This window comes from Cytobacillus kochii (assembly GCF_020171845.1).
GTDB classification, from domain to species: domain Bacteria; phylum Bacillota; class Bacilli; order Bacillales; family Cytobacillaceae; genus Cytobacillus; species Cytobacillus kochii.
Genome location: NZ_JAIVAM010000015.1, coordinates 89,757 through 106,170 on the forward strand (window position 1 = coordinate 89,757; position 16,414 = coordinate 106,170).

The following is a 16,414-nucleotide window of genomic DNA, read 5'->3' on the forward strand; positions in this document are numbered from 1 at the left end:
ATTACTCTTGAAATTAAGCATAAACAGAAGGAATGGATGACATTATGTATGAAATATACAATAATATTTTTAAATTTATCATAGCCATACACAAGCAAACTCCATGAGATTTGCTTGTGTACAGATCATTTACTAAATACATATTATTTATTCTGGATGAAATTTAGATTTAACGGGTTGCCCACCTGTTTCCTCATATTTCTTTTTAGATCGAGGGATCACATTCGCACTACCGAATTCTACCTCTTGGTTATTGATACCATTTCTTGTTTTTTGCTCTGGATTGTTTTGTTTTGATTTTTTTCTAACCAATTGTTGTTCACCTCTTAATGGGGAGTAATGATCATTTGATTTTGTAACTGCTGTAGCTGTAATCTCATTCGATGAAGTTCTTCCCTCTGCGCATCTGTGGCACTATGAGACATCGTCATCAAATCATTATAGGCTTGTTCAATATGAGCAAGCGCTTTAGCATAGTCTTGATCGTTATAATGTTCTTGCATTTGCCCATCTTTAAACTGCATGTTAGCAAATTGAATGACTTCTTCACATTGTTGCATTAATTGTTGTACGGATTCACGGGTTGCCATAAAAGCCTTCCCCCTCTTTTTTAATGAAGTGTACGAAGCAAATACGCCTCAATGATAGTATTTACCGAGTGTTCGATTTCTACTAATTGAAATGTTATCAATGTGTAATTGAGTTGATGATTTCTTTCATGATAATATTGAATTTGTCACAGTGGTGACTTTAGGAGGGCTGACTTTGGATTTACTGACTCAATTTCCATATACAAATGATCAAAAACGTTATCATACATGGAACTTTCATTTAAAAAAACATTTCGGGCACAAGGTCTTTAAAGTTGCTTTGGATGGAGGCTTCGATTGTCCTAATCGGGATGGCACTGTCGCTCATGGTGGCTGTACATTTTGCAGCGCAGCAGGTTCAGGTGATTTTGCCGGTAATCGTGCAGAACCATTAGACGTACAATTTATTAAAATCAAGGATAGCATGCATAAGAAATGGAAAAATGGAAAATACATTGCTTATTTCCAGGCATTCACAAATACCCATGCACCTGTTGAAGTCCTAAAAGAAAAGTATGAATTTGTCTTAAAACAAGAAGGGGTTGTTGGCTTATCTATTGCCACAAGGCCTGATTGTTTACCAGATGATGTCATAGATTATTTAGCTGACCTTAATAAAAGAACATACTTATGGGTTGAATTAGGCCTACAAACCGTTCATGAAAAAACAGCCCAATTAATTAATCGTGCACATGATTATGATTGCTATAAAGAAGGAGTAAAGAAACTTCGTCAACATGATATACGTGTCTGTTCTCATATCATTAATGGTTTACCTGAAGAGTCACCTGAAATGATGATGGAAACAGCACAAGAGGTTGCAAAATTAGATGTGCAGGGAATTAAAATACACTTATTACATCTATTAAAAGGAACACCGATGGTTAAGCAATATGAAAAGGGAATGGTTTCATTCCTTAGCCGTGATGAATACATTCAGTTAGTTTGTGACCAATTAGAGATTTTACCTAAAGAGATGATTATTCATCGCATCACTGGCGATGGTCCCATCGACCTTATGATTGGTCCTATGTGGAGTGTGAATAAATGGGATGTGCTAAATGGCATTGATCATGAACTGAAGCGAAGAGATAGCTGGCAAGGTAAATATCATCAACCATTTACCGAGGAGGTGAGCTCTTGAAGCTAGAACGTATTCTACCATTTGCGAGAGAACTACTACAGAAAGCAATTGCACCAGGAGACGTCGTGGTTGATGCTACACTTGGAAATGGACATGACACATTATTTTTAGCTCAGCTCGTTGGCGAACATGGCAGAGTTTATGGATTCGATATCCAAGATGAAGCCATACAGTCTACCCAAATAAAACTGGATGAACATGAACTTTCTAATCGGACTGTTCTATTTAATCGTGGCCATGAGCATGTGACTGCTTGCATTCCACCAATCCATTTCGGACGTATCACTGGAGCTGTTTTTAATCTCGGGTACTTACCTGGTGGAGACAAAACGATTGTCACAAGACCGAGAACAACCATTTCCGCGATTGAACAGTTAATTGATATGATGGCACCTGAAGGCATTATTATTTTGGTGATTTATCACGGTCATCCAGAAGGTGCTGTTGAGCGTGACTATATTTTGCGTTACTTGAAAACCATTGATCAAAATACTGCTCATATTTTGCAATATCAATTCATTAACCAAGCTAACCGGCCACCTTTTATTGTTGCGATTGAGAAAAGGTAAGTTAAGACAAATAAACACTCGAACAGACAAGAACAAATTTGTTCTTGTTTTTTATTTTTTCTCGTTTACTTTTGTTTGAATTGAATCTAAGTTATTCTAGTCAAACTTGTAGCCTTTTCTTGATGGTTGACTAGATGCCGCTTGCGAATCAGATTTTTTCGAGTTAGACTATCCTGTTCCTGCTTTTCTCTTGTGGATTGCTTCCGATCTCTATTGCGTCAGAAGCCCCTTTCTAATGTCCTACGTTGATGACAAGTTTTATGGGGAGGAGAACTTTATTCTGCAAATTTTATCGTTAGACATGATTTTACTCTATCCACTGGATTCATGAACGCACTACCGCCTGTCTACTTTTTAATGCGCGATAGACACGACCATTAATATAAAAAAAGAGGCTTGAGAATCCACCAGATTTAATCATCTTTCTTGCTAGTTTTTTCATTTGTTGTCTTCTCCCGACTTTTTCATCGGATAAGTATAACCCTAATAATCCTCGATTAATTAAAAGGTGAAATCGTTTATGAGGAAGCTTGTCCGTATGCTCATCTGCACACTTTACAAAATAACGTATGCGCTCGAATAATTCTTTTTCATCTTCATAATAAAAGCAAAAGTTTAAATCACCGGCTTCCTTATCTTCCTCTTGATCAATGTAATAGTCTAATAAAATGTGCAGACCTTGAATATATGGAAAATACCCATTACGTATAATCTCCCCGTAACTTTCCTTATAGTCCCTTCTCGTTGCATAAGCAACTAAGCAAAAAATACCGAGTGTAGAACCCGAACAAGCAGAAAATTCATACCAGCTCATAGGTGGGATGAGATCTTGATGTTCTTTATACCAACTTTGCAGACGAGAAACTCTTTCCTCAATTGCCACATGTTTATGTATTTGCAAATCACAATAATAACGACAAAGCTCTGTCAAATAAGATTTAATCAATGGATAATTTTCCATAGAAGATAAAACTTTACGGCAAGTCATCACTAATGCTAACAGATACCCACCATCATCCTGGTCATCCCGATAACGATAATAGTTCACCTTAGGTAACTGCTCATCGATTAACAATGAGTGACGCATCGCTTCATGTATTGCCGTAAAATCTTTTGGGTCCATCGATGTACTTCTATCACATAGATTATCTAAGTAATCACTAATGGTTTGATAGGCAACAATAAACGTTATGACTTGACGATAGTCATCAACGGCCAAAAGTGACATGATGGCCCCACCCTCACAGTGAAAGGTTTTATCTTTTATGCTAGAAAGTGCTTGTGACTTTAATTCATCATTGGGGATTGATTCCGCCAATTTGCGCCATTTGTTTAACTCCTCATTCACAGCAGGCATCACTTTTTTATATGCATTTGTCATTAAGCTGATCGGCATTGTTGGAACATTCATTACATGGACTCCCTTTACTCTTTACTAAACGATATACCCGATAGACCGCAAACTACTCATTACAAAATCCTTTGCGTAATCAAATACATCTTCCCTCTCCGGCTCATTAAAGATTTCATGATAGCATTTTGGCCATTCTTTAAAACGTTTCTCAGTAAACGGGGCTTTATTGAACCATTGTTTAACAGGAACTTTATTAACGATCTTGTCATCTCCACCTTGCATAACCAGTAAAGGAACATCTTGCACCTTTTTTATATCTTCAAATGCCAGATTGATTGTTTGGTGTAGTTCACGAAACCATCGTACAGACACTTTGGTAATATACAGTGTGTCATTTACATCCATTTCTCTTACATCAGCATTCCTTGTTGCCATATCAATAGTTAACCCCGAATTGACTCTCAATGTAGGAGCAATTTTATTTAAAGGATACGACGCAATCTCGAGTAGCTTTGGTGGATTTTTCATAAGCCCTAAACATGGAGATGAAAGAATAACGCCCGCAAGCTTTAATCTTTCTTCTTGTAACAAGCGTATTGTTATTAAACCACCCATACTATGACCTAAAAGAAAAACAGGTAAATCAAAGGTGTAAGCAGCTTGTATCCAATCCTTTACCTCAATAAGATACTCTTGAAAAGAATCAATATGCCCTCTTCGTGATCTAGTCGTCATTCCTTGACCCGGAAGGTCACCCATAACAACGTGAAATCCTGATACTCTCCACATTTCTATTAACCAACCATACCTGCCGTGATGTTCCATTGCCCCATGAACCATCACAATCACACCTTTTGCCTCACCCTCAGCTTCCCATTTCCACATCGTCTGATCCTCCTAAAAACAATTCTGTTTCGTTCAAGTTTGTTACCCTTTATTATATCCTACCTTTTAAAAATCTTCACGATTTCTCATGATTTCTCCATGATATAATATTAAAAAAGAACAGAATGGCTAGAAAACAGTCATTCTAAATTGACTAAGGTAAAAAGGAGCTATGATAACAATGATTTATCCTTTTCATAACAAACAACCCAAAATTGCTGATGATGTATTTATTGCTGATTATACAACTATTACGGGTGATGTAGAAATTGGCGAAGAATCAAGCGTTTGGTTCAATACAGTCATCCGCGGTGATGTTGCACCCACTTATATTGGAAAAAGAGTGAATATACAAGACAATTCAGTTCTTCACCAAAGCCCTAATAACCCACTCATTCTGGAAGATGAAGTAACAATTGGACACCAAGTTATCTTACATAGTTGTAAAATAAGAAAAAAAGCATTAATTGGCATGGGTTCCATCGTCTTAGATGGAGCAGAAATTGGTGAAGGTGCATTTATCGGAGCAGGTAGTCTTGTTCCTCAAGGTAAAATCATCCCTCCCAACACTTTAGCATTTGGTCGTCCAGCAAAAGTAGTCCGTGAATTAAATGATGATGATATAAAGGATATGGAACGGATTGTACGGGAATATACTGAGAAAGGGCAGTACTACAAAGCACTTAAAAAAGAAAGGCAATAACTTCTGATAAATTTTGCTCAATCGCCGATAATAAGTGGAAGACATTTTTTAGGTGGTGTAATTGTTGGAATTTATTATTGGATTGGCATTGATTTTGTTAGCTTATTTATTTATTAAACTGCTAAAAAATGGTGCTAAACAACTGCTTATCCCTCTTCTTATTTTAATTTTCCTTCTTCCTTCTCCGAAAGCAACAACGGAACACGCTGATGCTGCCCTTTTCCGAGAGAACAAATGGGCGGAAGGAACAAACAATGAAGAATTTATCGTAAAAATAAAACAACAAGTATTATTAGACATTCCGGTCATATCACAATTTCCAGAACTCCCTCGCGGATGTGAGGTTACAAGCCTTGCGATGTTACTCAACCACGCAGGCGTAACTGTGGATAAAATGACTTTAGCTAAAGAAATTAAGAAAAACCCTGCAACCTTTGAAAAAAAAGATGGCAAGATTTATTATGGTCACCCCAATGACGGTTTTATTGGTGATATGTACTCTTTTAACAATCGAGGTCTCGGTGTTTACCATACGCCTATTAAAGAGCTGGCAGAAAACTATTTACCAGAGAAGATTCATGATTTTACTGGTGATGACTTTTCATCAATCAAAACACATCTCTCTAATGAGAAGCCTGTCTGGGTGATCATTAATACGAAATACAATGAACTGCCTGATGCTTATTTTCAGACATGGCACACACCAAGCGGAGTGATTGACATTACGTATAAAGAACATTCCGTTTTAGTGACTGGATACGATGAGCAATATATATACTTTAATGACCCCTTCTCTAATATAAAAAATAAGAAAGCACCTATCAAAGAGTTCCAGGCGGGTTGGGAACAAATGGGCAGGCAGGCAATTACTTATTTAAATTAAAAAAAGTAAAGTGCAGTTAAGACATTTAGCATTTTTTACTTTAACAACAAGAAAACCCGAACTGAGTCCGGGTTTTCTTTCTTTTTCACAGTTGTTGACTTAAAGGTGTGCTGTTGTTGCTGAAATAAATTGCTTTTCGAAATCATATTTCTTTTCAATAAAAACATCATGCCACACAATAAACATAAGTACCGTCCAGATTTTCCTACTATAATCTGCTTTTCCTTGTGCATGCAATTCGAGTAAATTTACTACATACTCTTTATTAATTAAATAGTCTGTATGACTTTCTTTAATTAACGTTTTCGCCCAATCATACATCTCATCTTTTAACCAATGACGGATAGGGACCGGGAAGCCTAGCTTTTTACGATTCAACACATGTTCTGGCACAATACCTTCCGCTGCCTTACGAAGGATATATTTCGTTGTTTGATGTGACGTTTTTAAATGAGTTGGGATGGTTGAAGCCACATTAAAGACCTCTTTATCAAGGAATGGTACCCTCAATTCTAATGAATGTGCCATCGTCATTTTATCTGCTTTTAAAAGAATATCTCCGCGCATCCAAGTATGAATATCAATATACTGCATTTGATTAACCGCATCATAGGCTGCACTTTCTGCATATAATGGACGGGTAATATCTTTAAAATCATTCTTCTCATTATAAACCTGCAATAATTCTCTTTTTTCATGTTCTAAGAACATTTTCGCATTGCCAATGTAGCGTTCTTCCATTGGCGTCGTTCCTCGTTCAATAAAGCTCTTACCCCTCATCCCCTCTGGCATGATTCGAGAAAGGGTACGCAATAACTTTCTTCCTGCTGAAGGCATTTTATTAAAAATTTCTAAGTCCTGTGGTTCACGATAAATATTATATCCACCAAACAATTCATCAGCACCTTCGCCTGATAATACCACCGTTACATGTTTTCTTGCTTCCCTTGCGACAAAGTAAAGTGGAACGCAAGCAGGGTCCGCTAATGGATCATCCGTGTGCCACATAATTTTAGGTACTTCTTGCATATATTCTTCTGGAGAGATGATATAGCTTATATTTTCAACACCTAGTTTTTCGGCTGTTTCTTTAGCCACATCCACTTCACTAAAACCGTCTCTTTCAAAACCTACTGAAAACGTTTTAATATTGGGGTGAAACTGTTTTGCTATGGATGCAATAATAGAAGAATCAATCCCGCCCGATAAAAACGAACCTACAGGTACATCACTGCGCATATGCATTTTAACTGAGTCAGTTAAAACATCTTGAATCTCTTTAATAAACTGAGATTCTTCTTTTTGTACAGGTTGGAAATGTGCTTTCCAATAACGCTGGATATGCATTGAGCCACCGATTTTCTTCTTGAAATAATGACCTGGCTCAAGTTTCTTTATACCCACTGACATAGTCATCGGTTCAGGTACAAATTGATAAGTCATATAATACTGCAAAGCATCATAATTAATGACATCGTTTTTCAATGCCAGCAGAATACTTTTCTTTTCAGAGGCAAAATAAGTTGTCTCACCATCTTCAAAATAATAGAATGGTTTGATTCCAAAAGGGTCTCTCGCTCCAAAAACTTCTTGTTTTTCTTTATCCCAAATAACGAAGGAAAACATACCTCTCAGTTTTTCTGCCGCCTTCTCTTTGTAATAACTGTATAAAGCAATAATCACTTCAGTATCCGAATTAGTTTCAAAAGTTAGTCCTTTATTGATTAATTCCTCACGTAGTTCAACATAGTTATAAACTTCTCCATTGAAAATAATCCAATATTTACCATTATCATAAGTGAGTGGTTGATGACCACTTTCAATGTCTATAATACTTAATCGACGGAAACCAAATTGGATATGGTCTGCACGATAATATCCTGAATCATCTGGTCCACGATGAGTAATAATGTTATTCATATTCTCAAATTGTTTATCTGCTTCTTGTACTTTTTGTGCTTGATCATGTATACAACCAATAAAACCACACATTATGTACGTCACCTACTTTTTATTTCATCTAGTTTGTATTTTTTCCATACCTTGTATAGACGATAAGTTATTTTAAAAAGTTTCACCTTTCGAAAAAAAAAATGGAATGATTTATGCTAGGCAGTATGTTCATGTTTTCTTCTTCATATACTTAAGGTTGTTTATTCCTTACCCACAATTTAAGACGAAAAGATGACATTCATTTTAAATTTTTATGAAATCGTTTTCTTAAGGATTTCTGTAAAATATCGGTAGTCTAAAATATTATATTTATTTTGCTAATGTAATATCTAAAAAAACGACTATTGCTCTACTATCTTCGGTCCTTTTCACTTCTGATATACGAGCTAATCGCTTTTGCGCCGCCGCTATCTTTGACCATTCCACTTCTTGATATTCGAGCTAATCGCTTCGCCTCAATTGTAGGTCTATAAAAATTTAATGATAGCCCCTTTCCCACATAAAAAAACTGTAGAAAACTCATTAAAGGAGTTTTCTACAGCCATAACTTTTCTAATTTATTTTAAAGCTTCCTTACGCAATTCTTCCGCTTTATCTGTGCGCTCCCAAGGTAAATCAATATCTGTACGGCCAAAATGTCCATAAGCAGCTGTTTGCTTGTAAATCGGACGGCGTAAATCAAGCATTTTGATAATGCCAGCAGGACGGAGGTCAAAATTGTTTCTAACAACTTCAACTAAAACATCCTCAGATACTGCTCCAGTTCCAAATGTATCAATACTGATGGATACCGGCTGAGCAACACCAATCGCATATGCTAATTGTACTTCTGCTTTGTCAGCTAGTCCAGCAGCAACAATATTCTTTGCTACATAGCGAGCTGCGTAAGCAGCTGAACGGTCAACTTTCGTTGCATCCTTACCAGAGAATGCACCACCACCGTGACGTGCATAACCGCCGTATGTGTCAACGATAATTTTTCTACCAGTTAAGCCCGCATCACCTTGAGGTCCACCAATAACGAAACGACCTGTTGGGTTAATGAAGTATTTTGTGTTTTCATCAATTAATTCAGTAGGAACTACTGGGTTAATTACATGCTCTTTTAAATTGCGTTGAATTTGCTCTAAACTGATCTCTGGATGGTGCTGCGTAGAGATAACAATTGTATCAATACGTACAGGTTTGTTGTTTTCATCATATTCTACTGTTACTTGTGTTTTACCATCTGGGCGAAGGTAAGGTAAGATTTCCTCTTTTCTTACTTCAGCTAAACGGCGAGAAAGTTTATGCGCTAATGAAATAGGTAATGGCATAAGCTCTTTTGTTTCATTACATGCAAAGCCAAACATTAAACCTTGATCTCCAGCACCAATAGCTTCAATTTCTGCATCAGTCATCTGTCCTTCACGCGCTTCTAGTGCTTGGTCTACACCCATAGCAATATCTGCTGACTGCTCATCAATAGAAGTTAATACAGCACATGTTTCAGAGTCAAAGCCATATTTTGCACGTGTATAACCAATTTCCTTAATGGTTTCACGAACGATTTTTGGAATATCTACATATGTGGATGTAGTGATTTCTCCTGCAACCAATACAAGACCTGTAGTAACAGACGTTTCCGCAGCAACCCTCGCATTTGGGTCCTGTGATAAAATAGCATCTAATATTGCATCAGATATTTGGTCACTGATCTTATCCGGATGACCTTCAGTTACTGATTCAGAAGTAAACAATCTACGTTTTGTTGACATCTGACTTCCTCCTTATTTATCGAATCAATAAGACTTTATTATAGTCTTTATTTTTGATACGGAACTCATTCCCTTATTTGAATCTTCATTATTTATGGGCCAATGTTTATCTCATACCCTTAATAACCTATGCGCTAACTTGGAATATTGAGAATAAAATGGTTGGTCTTTTTCCCATACATAAATAGTACATTCCAAAAGCCGCTCCTCGTATTCGCCAACATCATGTTAAAAAGCATGAAAAAAAACCTCTTCTCTGATTTAGTGAAAAGGTTGAAGCAAAATGATTCGCGCCTTTCACTCTTATCGTTCAAGGATAGTGAGTAATAAATCCTTGCATCAGGTTAGCACCTTTGCTCATGAAAATGTAGTTGGCAGGTTGCTGGGTTTCATAGGGCCTGTCCCTCCACCAGCTCGGGATAAGAGAGTATCCGTTCAAGGATTCATCATAACTTACACATGGAATATAGTCAAATGTTTTTCATTAACAATTCCATGTAAAAATTGTCATATCCGACTCTATAAACTTTAGTTTTGATAACGGATAATTTTAGTTAAGATCATACCGTTCTTTTTCCTTAATATATATAAAAATTACAATAAATTTGCTGATTATCCTTTTTAAATTTGCAAAAGCTATTTATAATGAATACTGCCTGTATTTGTGACAATTTCATTAATTATATAAAAATGATTTATATAGTATAGACTGAATGAATAAATGTGTTATACTATTTTTGAAGAAATAATCACAAATAGCGACTGAGATGCATATCTCTTAAATAATATTATATAAAGGAAGGTATTCATCAGATGAATTCTGTATCGATAACTGAGTTAAATGATTTACTAAAAGGCGAAAACATCCAAGTTCAATTATCTGTTCCGCAACTAGTTGAAAAAGTATTAAACAGAAACGAAGGTGTTCTTACATCTACTGGTGCAATTCGCGCGACAACAGGTAAGTATACAGGTCGTTCACCTAAAGACAAATATACTGTTGAAGAAGCAAGCTCTAAAGATAAAATTGACTGGGGAAGTGTGAACCAACCAATTTCTGAAGCAGTCTTCAATAACTTATACAACAAGGTGATTGCTTTCTTAAAAGAGAAAGAAGAAGTTTTCGTATTCAAAGGATTTGCTGGTGCGGATAAAAAACACCGTATGCCAATCCAAGTAATTAATGAATATGCTTGGCATAACCTTTTTGCACACCAATTATTTATTCGTCCTACAGAAGAAGATTTATTAGATCACGAATCTGAATTTACAGTTATTTCAGCTCCTAATTTCAAAGCAGACCCAGCAGTTGACGGTACAGCTTCAGAAACTTTTATCATCGTTTCATTCGAACGCCGTATTGTACTTATTGGTGGTACTGAGTATGCTGGTGAAATGAAAAAATCTATTTTCTCTGTTATGAACTACATGCTTCCTGAAAATGGGATTCTCCCTATGCACTGTTCAGCCAATGTTGGCCGCGAAGGTGATGTTGCTTTATTCTTTGGCCTTTCCGGAACTGGTAAAACAACATTATCAGCTGATCCAAACCGTCGTTTAATCGGTGATGATGAGCATGGCTGGTCTCCAAATGGAGTATTCAACATTGAAGGTGGTTGCTATGCGAAGTGTATCGACCTTACACGTGAAAAAGAACCACAAATTTTCGATGCCATCCGTTTTGGCGCAGTACTTGAGAATGTTGTATTAGACAAAGAAACACGCGTAGCAGATTATGCGGACAATACGCTAACAGAAAACACGCGTGCGGCTTACCAATTACAAGCAATTGACAATATTGTTGACCCAAGTATTGCAGGTCACCCGAACACTATCATCTTCTTAACAGCTGATGCTTCTGGTGTATTACCTCCAATCTCTAAATTGAATAAAGAACAAGCAATGTATCACTTCCTAAGTGGATACACTTCTAAACTGGCTGGTACTGAGCGTGGTATTACTTCACCACAAGCGACTTTCTCCACTTGTTTTGGATCACCATTCTTACCATTACCAGCTCAACAATATGCAGAAATGCTTGGTAAAAAAATTGACGAGCATAACGCGAAAGTATTCCTAGTAAACACTGGTTGGACTGGTGGCGAATATGGTGTAGGCAGCCGTATGAAGCTTGCTTATACACGAGCAATGGTTGAAGCTGCTCTAGAAGGCGAACTTAATTCTGTTGAGACAGTAACTGACCAAGTATTCGGTTTAGAAATCCCTCAACACGTAACTGGAGTTCCAGATGAAGTACTATTGCCTAACAAAACTTGGCCAGACCAAGACGCATATAATGTAAAAGCAAAAGAACTTGCAAATGAATTCCGTGAAAACTTCAAGAAATTCGGTAATATCTCTAGTGAAATCGCTGAAAAAGGCGGTCCTATTGCTTAATTTAAAAAACCTTCGAGCATCCGACTCGAAGGTTTTTTGTTACAATAATTTCACTTCACTCTTCACCCACTGTTTATTTTTGAGGGTCAAAATACCGCATCAATGGGCTTCGATTTACTAATTGCAATTAACTTAGGTCGATTGATTAGTAAGTGCTAATCTCACCAAGTTGCAATCGAGGCTTGAATGTATTCAATATTCGCCCTTTGATATGAGTCTACAAATTAGCTTCTAATTTAAATTCGTCACTGCTTAATAAATACTTATATTTATATTCATGCAAAGCTTCAATATAAATAAGCTCAACACTGCAAAAGCAGTCGGGCCAATTTTTAATTTGTAGTTTTTAGCGAAATCAGTTGATAAAAGATTTTCGTACAATCATTTTCCATTTCTAACTTTTGGATACTTCCCATTCCACTGATTTCACCGTCTCTTGTTTTCTTTACTTCAAGTGGAATATTTAGTGGGTAGAGGCGGTATCCTTCTTTTGTTAATGTAAAAAGGTTTTCATTTAGCCTCTCTTCTCTTCCTTTCGTAACGATCATTGTATTCAATTCTAAAGGCATACCCATAATTGTTTTGCTCCTTGTTCATCGAGTTTTATATTACTATTGTATCTTACAATCTCTATACAATAAAGCTTATTGTTCTTTCATCCACCGCCCAAGATCACGGACAATCTGTCTATTGATAGCTGGCGGAAAATAATGCGTATATTCTTTGAAATACCATGTATCTACAGGTTTACCTAACTCTTTTAATCGCTTCTCTAAGCGGAAGGCATGCTCGACAGAAACATTATGATCTAAGACCCCATGAATAATTAATACATTTGCTTGCAGTTGATTAAGTTCATATAATGGCGTCCGAAATTCATATCTTTCTGGGTATTTATGGGGCGTTCCACCGATGACCCGTTTCATCATTTTACGCAAGTCCACTCTTTCTTCATATGTGAGGAACATATCGCTTACACCACCCCAAGTAACAACTGACGCCGCTTCAGGCATATGTAAGGCTGTTAATAACGCCATTACACCTCCTCTAGAAAACCCAAAGACATGTACCCTTTTTACCCGAGGGTGTTCTGCTAAAAGTTGAAAAGCTGAAAAAGCGTCATAACGATCATCACCTGCAAAATCTTCATTTCCCTCCCCTCCTTGATTGCCCTGATAAAAAGGCGCAAATACGATGAAACCTTGGAGGGCAAACTGCACAATCCGACTTGGGCGCACTTTACCGACATTCTTAATCCCACCTCTTAAATATAGAAAACCTTCTGATACGTTTTTATTTTCTGGTTCAGCTAATAGACCTTTAATTTTTAGATCATTAGATAAGTATGTAATGATTGATAATTTCACTTGAGGATGCGGAGATGGAAACCGCCATTTATCGATTATCAATGCTTTTCCCTCCTTTACATATAGTAAAAATTTCACATGGGCAATCACACAAATTTTTCACCCTCATAAGATAGTTTAGATGCAAAAATCTAAGAAACATTGAATGAGGAGGTTCTCAAATGAAAAAATGGCTTAAATGGAGCTTCATGCTTCTCTGTATTTCTGTTTTACTCATTCCTCTTGCAGCCTGTGGAAAAGAGGATGTGACAAAAATACGTATCGGTGAGGTCACAAGATCTCTTTTTTATGCTCCCCAATATGTTGCAATTGAAAAAGGATTTTTTAAAGAGGAAGGTTTGGATGTTACGTTAACCACGACTGCCGGCGGCGATAAAACGATGACTGCGCTATTATCCGATAGTATTGATATTGCTCTTGTTGGCTCTGAAACATCCATTTATGTTCAGGCGCAAGGAGCAAATGATCCTGTCATAAATTTTGCCCAACTGACGCAAACAGATGGCACCTTCCTTGTTGCAAGGGAAGATATCCAAGATTTCACTTGGGATATGGTAAAAGATAGTACTTTCCTCGGGCAAAGAAAAGGTGGCATGCCGCAGATGGCTGGTGAGTATACGTTAAAAAAACATGATATTGATCCACATGCTGACTTAGAGCTAATTCAAAATATTGATTTTGCCAATATCGCTCCTGCCTTTTCATCTGGTACTGGTGAGTTTGTACAATTATTCGAACCGACTGCGAGTGTGTTTGAAAAAGAAGGCATTGGACATATCGTCGCTTCCTTCGGTGAAGAATCTGGCCACCTTCCTTATACAGCATATATGACAAAGGATAGCTTCATCAATGGAAACGAAGAAACAGTAGAGAAATTTACACGTGCCATCTATAAAGCGCAACAATGGGTAGATGAACATTCAGCAGAAGAAACAGCTAAAATCATTACAAAATACTTTGATAATACCGATTTAGAAATTTTAACCATGTCAATTGATCGTTATAAAAGTCAAGGGTCCTTTGCGACCGATCCTATTTTAGAAAAAGAAGAATGGGAGAACTTGCAAAATATTATGGATGAAGCAGGTGAACTGCCTGCTCGAGTGGATTATGAAACTCTTGTCAACACATCCATTGCTGAGAAAGTGATTAAAGAATAGTACTATGTGGAGCGGATAGAATGATTCTGTTCGCTCAACCATCCAGAAAAAAAAGAGGAGACTGCAAGATGACATTCTTAAAAGTGCAAGATATTCATCATACTTACTTTACGAAATCAAATGCAGTGACGGCTCTCTCTAATATCTCACTTCAAGTGAATGAAGGAGAATTCATTTCATTTTTAGGACCGAGCGGATGTGGCAAAACAACCTTGTTATCTATCATTGCTGGTCTTTTCCAACCAACGGAGGGCCGTGTAGAGTTAGAAGGAAAGCAGGTAGCTACATTAAAGAGTGAAATAGGATATATGTTGCAACAAGATTATCTATTCCCTTGGAAAACCATTGAGGAAAATATTCTTTTGGGTCTAAAGATCAATCATCACTTAGATGAAGAAAAAAAAGCTTATGCAAAAGATTTATTAATGCAAATGGGCTTATCAGATGTGGAGTCATTGTATCCTAAACAATTATCAGGCGGCATGCGACAAAGGGTAGCACTTGTAAGGACGCTGGCAACAGAACCTAAACTTCTCATGTTAGATGAACCATTTTCCGCTCTCGATTATCAAACAAAATTGCATTTAGAAAATCTTGTATCTGACACATTAAAATCATTTGGAAAAACAGCTATTCTTGTGACACATGATATCGGTGAAGCAATTGCGATGAGCGATCGTATCTATTTATTCGCACCAAGCCCTGGTAAGATTCATAAAGTATTTGAAATACCTGAGGAATTAAGAGAATGCTCTCCATTTGATACTAGAAACCACCCAATGAATGCAGAAATTTTTCAAACGATTTGGAAGGAGATGGAGTCCCTTGGATCACAAGAGTCACACAAAAGCACTCCATAATGCGTATATCCGCTCCCTTAAGAAAGAAAAGTATTGGGTACGATTTTATCAACTCGTTATTTTTCTTATTTTCTTCTCGGGCTGGGAGATTGCCAGTAGAAACAAGTGGATCGACCCTCTCATTTTCAGTTCACCTTCAAAAGTATGGGAGCTCTTTTTAATTAAAGTTCAAGATGGTACGCTGTTTTTTGATTTAGGTTTTACTTTATCAGAAACCATACTCGGTTTTATTTTAGGGACATTATTGGGAACGATTTTGGCTGCGATTCTATGGTGGTCACCGTTTCTCTCTAAGATTCTAGACCCTTATCTCGTCATTTTAAACAGTATGCCGAAAGTGGCTTTAGGACCGATTTTAATTGTCGCTCTTGGACCTAGCTTCACGTCGATTGTAGCAATGGGAACGATTATTTCCGTTATTATCACAACCATCGTCGTTTATACATCTTTTAGAGAGGTAGATCCAAATTATATTAAAGTGCTTCAAACTTTTGGTGGAACCCGCTTCCAAATATTTAAGGAAGCCATTCTTCCGTCATCCTTTCCTGTAATTATTTCCACACTTAAAGTCAATGTCGGCTTATCTTGGGTCGGGGTGATCGTCGGGGAGTTTCTCGTCGCCTCTAAAGGATTAGGTTATATGATTATTTACGGATTCCAAGTATTTAACTTTACTTTAGTTATGCTCTCTCTGCTTGTCATAGCTGTATTAGCTACCATTATGTATCAAGCAGTAGAATTTTTAGAGAAGAAATTAATAAAAAACAACTAAGGGCTTGCATGAGCGTGCAG

At 37.0% G+C, this 16,414-nt stretch carries 16 protein-coding genes and 1 riboswitch; of the genes, 8 read left to right on the forward strand and 8 right to left on the reverse strand.

Translation table 11 applies throughout. From position 1 onward, the window contains the following. Positions 1-147: 147 nt before the first annotated feature. Positions 148-312, reverse strand: coding sequence for a glycogen biosynthesis protein GlgD (locus LCM23_RS22110; protein ID WP_095372173.1), 165 nt, complete (start codon positions 310-312; stop codon positions 148-150). A 14-nt stretch (positions 313-326) separates the two neighbouring features. After that, entirely contained in the window at positions 327-590 is a 264-nt protein-coding gene (locus tag LCM23_RS22115; RefSeq protein ID WP_191809788.1) for a YtzC family protein, read from the reverse strand. A gap of 175 nt (positions 591-765) precedes the next feature. Between LCM23_RS22115 and LCM23_RS22120 the strand changes: the two genes are divergently transcribed. Further along, positions 766-1,734, forward strand: coding sequence for a TIGR01212 family radical SAM protein (locus tag LCM23_RS22120; protein WP_224938824.1), 969 nt, complete (start codon positions 766-768; stop codon positions 1,732-1,734). After that, on the forward strand, positions 1,731-2,303 hold the full coding sequence (locus tag LCM23_RS22125; protein ID WP_095372170.1) for a class I SAM-dependent methyltransferase: 573 nt from the start codon (positions 1,731-1,733) through the stop codon (positions 2,301-2,303). The genes LCM23_RS22120 and LCM23_RS22125 overlap by 4 nt, the downstream gene beginning before the upstream one ends. 325 nt (positions 2,304-2,628) lie before the next feature. Here the strand turns inward: LCM23_RS22125 and LCM23_RS22130 are convergent, their stop codons facing one another. Together LCM23_RS22130 and LCM23_RS22135 are read right to left on the reverse strand one after the other, a co-directional pair. Next, on the reverse strand, positions 2,629-3,714 hold the full coding sequence (locus LCM23_RS22130) for a tetraprenyl-beta-curcumene synthase family protein (RefSeq protein WP_224938825.1): 1,086 nt from the start codon (positions 3,712-3,714) through the stop codon (positions 2,629-2,631). 24 nt (positions 3,715-3,738) lie between these two features. Then, positions 3,739-4,542, reverse strand: a complete 804-nt coding sequence (locus LCM23_RS22135; protein ID WP_224938826.1) for an alpha/beta hydrolase — start codon at positions 4,540-4,542, stop codon at positions 3,739-3,741. Between the two features lie 181 nt (positions 4,543-4,723). On the opposite strand from LCM23_RS22135, the gene LCM23_RS22140 reads away from it, so the two are divergent. Continuing rightward, positions 4,724-5,245 carry a gamma carbonic anhydrase gene (locus tag LCM23_RS22140; RefSeq protein WP_224938827.1) on the forward strand — a complete coding sequence of 174 codons (522 nt, stop codon included), beginning with the start codon at positions 4,724-4,726 and terminating at the stop codon, positions 5,243-5,245. Between the two features lie 64 nt (positions 5,246-5,309). Then, complete coding sequence (locus LCM23_RS22145; protein ID WP_224938828.1) at positions 5,310-6,128, forward strand: C39 family peptidase; 819 nt, start codon at positions 5,310-5,312, stop codon at positions 6,126-6,128. Positions 6,129-6,227: 99 nt separating this feature from the next. Here LCM23_RS22145 and asnB read toward each other — a convergent pair whose 3' ends face one another. Both asnB and metK read right to left on the reverse strand, forming a co-directional pair. Continuing rightward, positions 6,228-8,120: an asparagine synthase (glutamine-hydrolyzing) gene (gene asnB / locus LCM23_RS22150; RefSeq protein ID WP_224938829.1), complete on the reverse strand. Its 1,893-nt coding sequence runs from the start codon at positions 8,118-8,120 to the stop codon at positions 6,228-6,230. A 518-nt stretch (positions 8,121-8,638) separates the two neighbouring features. After that, entirely contained in the window at positions 8,639-9,838 is a 1,200-nt protein-coding gene (metK, locus tag LCM23_RS22155; RefSeq protein ID WP_224938830.1) for a methionine adenosyltransferase, read from the reverse strand. Positions 9,839-10,138: 300 nt separating this feature from the next. Then, positions 10,139-10,264, reverse strand: a riboswitch (SAM riboswitch). Between the two features lie 387 nt (positions 10,265-10,651). On the opposite strand from metK, the gene pckA reads away from it, so the two are divergent. Then, on the forward strand, positions 10,652-12,235 hold the full coding sequence (gene pckA, locus LCM23_RS22160) for a phosphoenolpyruvate carboxykinase (ATP) (RefSeq protein ID WP_095372164.1): 1,584 nt from the start codon (positions 10,652-10,654) through the stop codon (positions 12,233-12,235). 332 nt (positions 12,236-12,567) lie between these two features. On the opposite strand, the gene LCM23_RS22165 is transcribed toward pckA, so the two are convergent. Together LCM23_RS22165 and LCM23_RS22170 are read right to left on the reverse strand one after the other, a co-directional pair. Beyond that, entirely contained in the window at positions 12,568-12,810 is a 243-nt protein-coding gene (locus LCM23_RS22165) for a DUF2584 domain-containing protein (RefSeq protein WP_095372163.1), read from the reverse strand. A 69-nt stretch (positions 12,811-12,879) separates the two neighbouring features. Then, complete coding sequence (locus LCM23_RS22170; RefSeq protein ID WP_224938831.1) at positions 12,880-13,644, reverse strand: alpha/beta hydrolase family protein; 765 nt, start codon at positions 13,642-13,644, stop codon at positions 12,880-12,882. Positions 13,645-13,763: 119 nt separating this feature from the next. Here LCM23_RS22170 and LCM23_RS22175 point away from each other — a divergent pair, with 119 nt between their 5' ends. The 3 genes from LCM23_RS22175 (at position 13,764) to LCM23_RS22185 (ending at position 16,394) form a co-directional block, all read left to right on the forward strand. After that, positions 13,764-14,762 carry an ABC transporter substrate-binding protein gene (locus tag LCM23_RS22175; RefSeq protein WP_224938832.1) on the forward strand — a complete coding sequence of 333 codons (999 nt, stop codon included), beginning with the start codon at positions 13,764-13,766 and terminating at the stop codon, positions 14,760-14,762. A 68-nt stretch (positions 14,763-14,830) separates the two neighbouring features. Next, on the forward strand, positions 14,831-15,622 hold the full coding sequence (locus LCM23_RS22180) for an ABC transporter ATP-binding protein (protein WP_224938833.1): 792 nt from the start codon (positions 14,831-14,833) through the stop codon (positions 15,620-15,622). Then, positions 15,588-16,394: an ABC transporter permease gene (locus LCM23_RS22185; protein WP_224938834.1), complete on the forward strand. Its 807-nt coding sequence runs from the start codon at positions 15,588-15,590 to the stop codon at positions 16,392-16,394. The genes LCM23_RS22180 and LCM23_RS22185 overlap by 35 nt, the downstream gene beginning before the upstream one ends. Positions 16,395-16,414: the final 20 nt, after the last annotated feature.